At 71.3% G+C, this 4898-nt stretch carries 3 protein-coding genes and 1 tRNA gene; 1 reads left to right on the forward strand and 3 read right to left on the reverse strand.

Annotated elements, in window-relative coordinates; all coding sequences use genetic code 11:
• Positions 1–158: 158 nt before the first annotated feature.
• Positions 159–1628: a catalase gene (locus ACFWBT_RS41785; RefSeq protein ID WP_385709703.1), complete on the reverse strand. Its 1470-nt coding sequence runs from the start codon at positions 1626–1628 to the stop codon at positions 159–161.
• A 126-nt stretch (positions 1629–1754) separates the two neighbouring features.
• Between ACFWBT_RS41785 and ACFWBT_RS41790 the strand changes: the two genes are divergently transcribed.
• Positions 1755–2180: a Fur family transcriptional regulator gene (locus ACFWBT_RS41790; RefSeq protein WP_266762544.1), complete on the forward strand. Its 426-nt coding sequence runs from the start codon at positions 1755–1757 to the stop codon at positions 2178–2180.
• Positions 2181–2370: 190 nt separating this feature from the next.
• Here ACFWBT_RS41790 and ACFWBT_RS41795 read toward each other — a convergent pair.
• Both ACFWBT_RS41795 and ACFWBT_RS41800 read right to left on the reverse strand, forming a co-directional pair.
• Positions 2371–2444, reverse strand: a tRNA-Met gene (locus tag ACFWBT_RS41795).
• 397 nt (positions 2445–2841) lie between these two features.
• Complete coding sequence (locus ACFWBT_RS41800) at positions 2842–4692, reverse strand: sel1 repeat family protein (RefSeq protein WP_385709700.1); 1851 nt, start codon at positions 4690–4692, stop codon at positions 2842–2844.
• Between the last annotated feature and the right edge of the window lie 206 nt (positions 4693–4898).

The raw sequence follows: 4898 nt of genomic DNA on the forward strand, positions 1-4898 counted from the left end.
CGTCTCGGTGCGCGACATAATCCGCGGCTGGGCGCCCGCGCGGCAGAACGCACCGGCCTGAGCACCGGGGCGGGCCGGAGCCCCGGCGTGCATCCGGGACTCCGGCCCACCCGACCACCGCGGACCGGCGCACACCCGTCACTCCCGTCGCCCGCGGGTCAGCCTCGCAGGGCCCGGACCGCGGCTTCCAGTCGCTTGCCGAAGTCACCGTCAGCCCGACGGAAGTTGTCGATCGCGCGCTCGGCGATGTCGTCACGGGAGACCTTGGCGATGAAACCCGCCAAGTTCTCGATCAGCCGGCCCTTCTCGTCCTCGGACAGCAGGCGGTAGAGGTTGCCCGCCTGCACGAAGTCGTCGTCCTCGGAGTGGACCGGGACCGCGGTGTCACCGGTGCCTCCGGTGACCGCGACCGGCTGCCACAGCGGCCGGTCCGTCTGGAAGGGGCCGCCGAAGCTGTTCGGCTCGTAGTTCTTCGCGCCCTTGTGGCGGCCGTCGTACAGAAGACCGTCGCGCGCGTGGGTACGCGCCTCGGTGGCGTGCGGGCGGTTCACCGGCAGATGGCCGGCGTTGATCCCGACCCGGTAGCGGTGCGCGTCCCCGTACGCGAACAGCCGCCCCTGGAGCATCTTGTCGGGCGAGGGCCCGATCCCCGGAACGAAGTGCGCCGGGGAGAAGACGCTCTGCTCGACCTCGGCGAAGACGTTCTCCGGGTTGCGGTCGAGCTCCAGCCTGCCGATCTCGATCGGCGGGTAGTCCTCGTGCGGCCACACCTTGGTGAGGTCGAACGGGTTGAAGCGGTACGTCGCCGCCTCGGCCGCGGGCATGATCTGCACCTGCACGGTCCAGGACGGGAAGTCACCGCGCTCGATGGCCTCGCGCAGGTCGCGCTGGTGGGAGTCGGGGTCCACGCCGGAGAGACGGACGGCCTCCTCGGTGGTGAGGTTCCTGACGCCCTGGTCGGTCTTGAAGTGGTACTTGACCCAGAAGACCTCGCCGGCCTCGTTGTTCCACTGGTAGGTGTGCGAGCCGTACCCGTTGAGGTGCCGGTAGGAGGCGGGGATCCCCCGGTCACCGAAGAGCCAGGTCACCTGGTGGGTGCTCTCCGGGCTCAGGCCCCAGAAGTCCCACACGTTGTCGGCCTCCTGGGAGCCCGTGTACGGGTCGCGCTTCTGCGTGTGGATGAAATCGGGGAACTTGATGGCGTCCTTGATGAAGAACACCGGGGTGTTGTTGCCGACGAGGTCGTAGTTGCCCTCCTCGGTGTAGAACTTCAGCGCGAAGCCGCGGGGGTCGCGTACGGCGTCCGCCGAGCCGAGGTTCCCGGCCACGGTCGAGAACCGCAGGAACGTCTCCGTCCGCTTGCCGACCTCGGAGAGGAACGCGGCACGGGTCCACCGCGAGACATCACGGGTCAGCGTGAAGGTGCCGTACGCGCCGGCACCGCGCGCGTGGACGACCCGCTCCGGAATGCGCTCCCGGTTGAAGTGCGCGAGCTTCTCCAGCAGGAGCTGGTCCTGTACGAGGACGGGCCCGCCGACCCCCGCGGTCTCACTGTTCTGGTTGTCGGCGACCGGCGCACCGGCCTCCGTCGTCAGCGGTCCCTGCGTCACGTGCGCCTCCAGCGTCATCCGGGCCGGTCCGGCCCCCTTGGTCACTACCGAACCCGACCCTACATTAGACAATGTCTAAGTCAATCCACCTTCTAAAGTCACACCTGTTCGGGATCTGGTTCACCTGCTGTTACGCTGACCTGTATGAGTGACCTGCTGGAACGACTGCGCGGACGTGGATGGCGGATGACCGCGCAGCGACGTGTCGTGGCCGAGGTCCTCGACGGCGATCACGTCCATCTGACGGCCGACGAGGTGCACGCCCGGGCCGTGGCCAAGCTGCCCGAGATCTCCCGGGCGACCGTCTACAACACGCTGGGTGAGCTGGTCTCGCTCGGTGAGGTGCTGGAAGTCGCCACGGACAAGCGCGCCAAGCGGTACGACCCGAACGCGCACCGGCCGCACCACCATCTGGTCTGCGCCCAGTGCGGCGCGATCCGCGACGTCCACCCGATCGGCAACCCGCTCACCGACCTCCCCGACTCGGAGCGCTTCGGCTTCACGGTCTCGGACGTCGAGGTGACGTACCGCGGCGTCTGCCCGAACTGCGCGGCGGCGACGGCGGCATAGAAGCACGCACACGAAAGCCCCGGCACGCGACGAGCGCCGGGGCTTTCCGCTGTTCGCTCTTCGCTGTTCCCTGTTGACTGTTTCCCTGTTGGCTGTTCGCTGTTCGCTGTTCGCCGGAGCGCTTCCGCTCCACGGTCCGGGAATACACCGAGGGCCGGAACCCTTTCGGATTCCGGCCCTCGGCCTTCAGTAGCGGGGACAGGATTTGAACCTGCGACCTCTGGGTTATGAGCCCAGCGAGCTACCGAGCTGCTCCACCCCGCGTCGATGAACTGAACAGTACGTCAACTCCGTGGCCAGCGCAAATCCCTTGATCGATCACTCCGCAGGCAGCTCTTGAGGCCCTGTCCTGCCCCGGCCGAGACGACCGCCGGCACGCCCAGGCCCCCGCGGAGCCCCGCACACTCAAGCCGAAACAAGCCCCGGCCTTGTCCCATCCGAGGGCGCGCCCGACGCGCTCAGACCGATCCGGAACCCGGCGCGCCCAGGCCGAGGCAAGGGGGGCAAGGCACGCCCAGGCCGGGCAAGGCACGCCCGAACCGAGCAAGGCGCTCCCAGGCCGGGGCGAGGCCGACACGCTCACGTCGGAACGGAGCCCGGCGTGGGTCTCAGGCCGAACAGGGCCCCGGCCGAGCCTCGCGACCCGGCCGCCCGCCGCGCCTCACGCGGACAGCTCCTCCCGCAGAGCGTCCCGCAGCCGCGCCGCCCGTTCGGAGACCTCCGCCGGCCCCAGGGACACGGCCCGGTCGGCCCACCGCTGCCCCTCCGCCAGCTCGCCACTCCGCGCGTACACGAGCGCCAGCCGAAGGGCCGCCCGCCCGTGTCCCGCGTCGGCCGCGCGGGTCCACCACAGCGCCGCCTCCGGCTCGCTCCCCTCCCGGGCCAGCAGCAGCCCGAGATTGAAGGCACCGTTGCGCGACCCGGCCTCGGCGGCCTCGCGGTACCAGCGGGCCGCCTCCACCACGTCACCCCGTGCCGCGGCCAGCATCCCGACCCGCACCTGCGCACGCCTGTGCCCCTGGGACGCCGCCCGCTCGTACCACTCCTCGCACTCGCTCTTCTCCTGCGCGGGCTCCCCGAGTTCGTGCGCGGGCGCCGGCGGGCGCCGGGCGTCGAGTACGGCGGCCAGCCGGTAGGCGGCCTCGGCGCTGCCGCCTCCCGCGGCGCACCGCAGATGCCGCTCCGCCGCCGGCTCGTCGCCCTCCCGCAGCCGGGCGATGGCGACCTGCAGCGCCGCCTCCGTGTGCCCGGCGGCCGCCGCCCGCTCGTACCACCGCAGCGCGGCGGCGTCCTCGCTGTCGGTGGCGCGTCCGGCGTGCAGGATGCCGAGGTTGAACGCGGCGTCCACACTCCCGGCCTCCGCCGCCTTGGAGAACCACGGCTCGGCTCCGGCCGCGTCGCCGACCTGGAGCAGCAGGATCGCCAGGGCGTTCGCGGCCTCCCGGTGACCGGCGTACGCGGCCCTGCGGTACCACTGTTCGGCCTGCGCGGTCCGCCCCTGCTCGGCGCAGAGCAGTCCGAGGTTGTACGCGCCGTTCACATCCCCCGCGTCCATCGCGGCCCGGTACCACCGCTCGGCGGTCTGCGTCTCACCGCGCTCGGCGTGCTGTGCGCCCAGCGCGTTGGCGGCGTTCCCGTCCCCGTCCTGCGCGGCCCGCAGCCACCAGACGGCGGCGCTCTCGGGGTCCCCGGCGTCGCGCAGCAGGAATCCGAGGGCGCACGCGGCACGCGCCTCGCCGTCCTTGGCGGACGTCAGATACCAGCGCCCGGCCTCCTTGAGGTCGCCTCGCTTCTCCAGGATCGCCCCGAGGTGCAGCGCGGCCCTCCGGTGCCCGCGCGCGGCGGCCTGCCGGTACCACTGCTCGGCGTCCTCCCCCGCGGCACCGATGACACCGTTGTCACCCACGGCCTCACCCGAGTCCAGGGCCTTGCGATCAAGCGTGCGCGCCAGCCGGTACGCGGCCTCGCGGTGCCCTCGCTCGGCGGCGGCCCGCATCCACTGCTCGGCACCCACGTCACTGCGGTGCTCCAGCAGATCGGCGAGCGCGTACGCACCGAGGGCATGGCCCTGCTCGGCGGACTGGCGCAGCCAGTACTCGGCGGCGGGCTCGTCGCCGCGCTCGCGGTGGTACCGGCCGAGCGCGTGCGCGGCGGCGGCGCTACCGGCGACGGCGGCGATCCGCCACCACCCGGCGGCCTCCTCCGCGTATCCGCGCTGGTGCAGGAGGACACCCAGATTGTTGGCGGCCGCGCGGTCACCGGCGGCGGTGGCCGCGCGCAAGTGGGGTTCGGCCGCGTCGAGATCGCCGCGGCGCAGCAGCATGGCTCCGAGGACGCTCATCGCCTCGACGTCGCCGGCTTCGGCGGCCGACCACTGGCGTGCCTCCTCGGCAGCCTCGCCGGTCTCGTCCCGGTCGGAAGGCTGCGTGAGATCCACAGGCTGCACAAAGTCGGCAGGCTGCGCAAACCGCCCTGTATCCAACAGAGTTGCCTTGTCCCCCATAACGTCCATCGTCGCACCACCTGCAACCTGGGTACACCTGGTATACCGCAGCCAGTGAGGTCACTTCAGCGTTTTGTCGACATGCCCACAGAGAGACAAGTCAAACACAGATCGCCCAACTCCCCTCGCATGTCGCGGCACTTCACACGAGTCGCCAGGTCACCGGGGACGCCCCGGCGTGGCGTCACACACGTCGAAGGCCCGGATCCATGATC

Origin of the sequence: Streptomyces sp. NPDC060027 (genome assembly GCF_042737005.1) — a bacterium.
Lineage (GTDB): Bacteria > Actinomycetota > Actinomycetes > Streptomycetales > Streptomycetaceae > Streptomyces.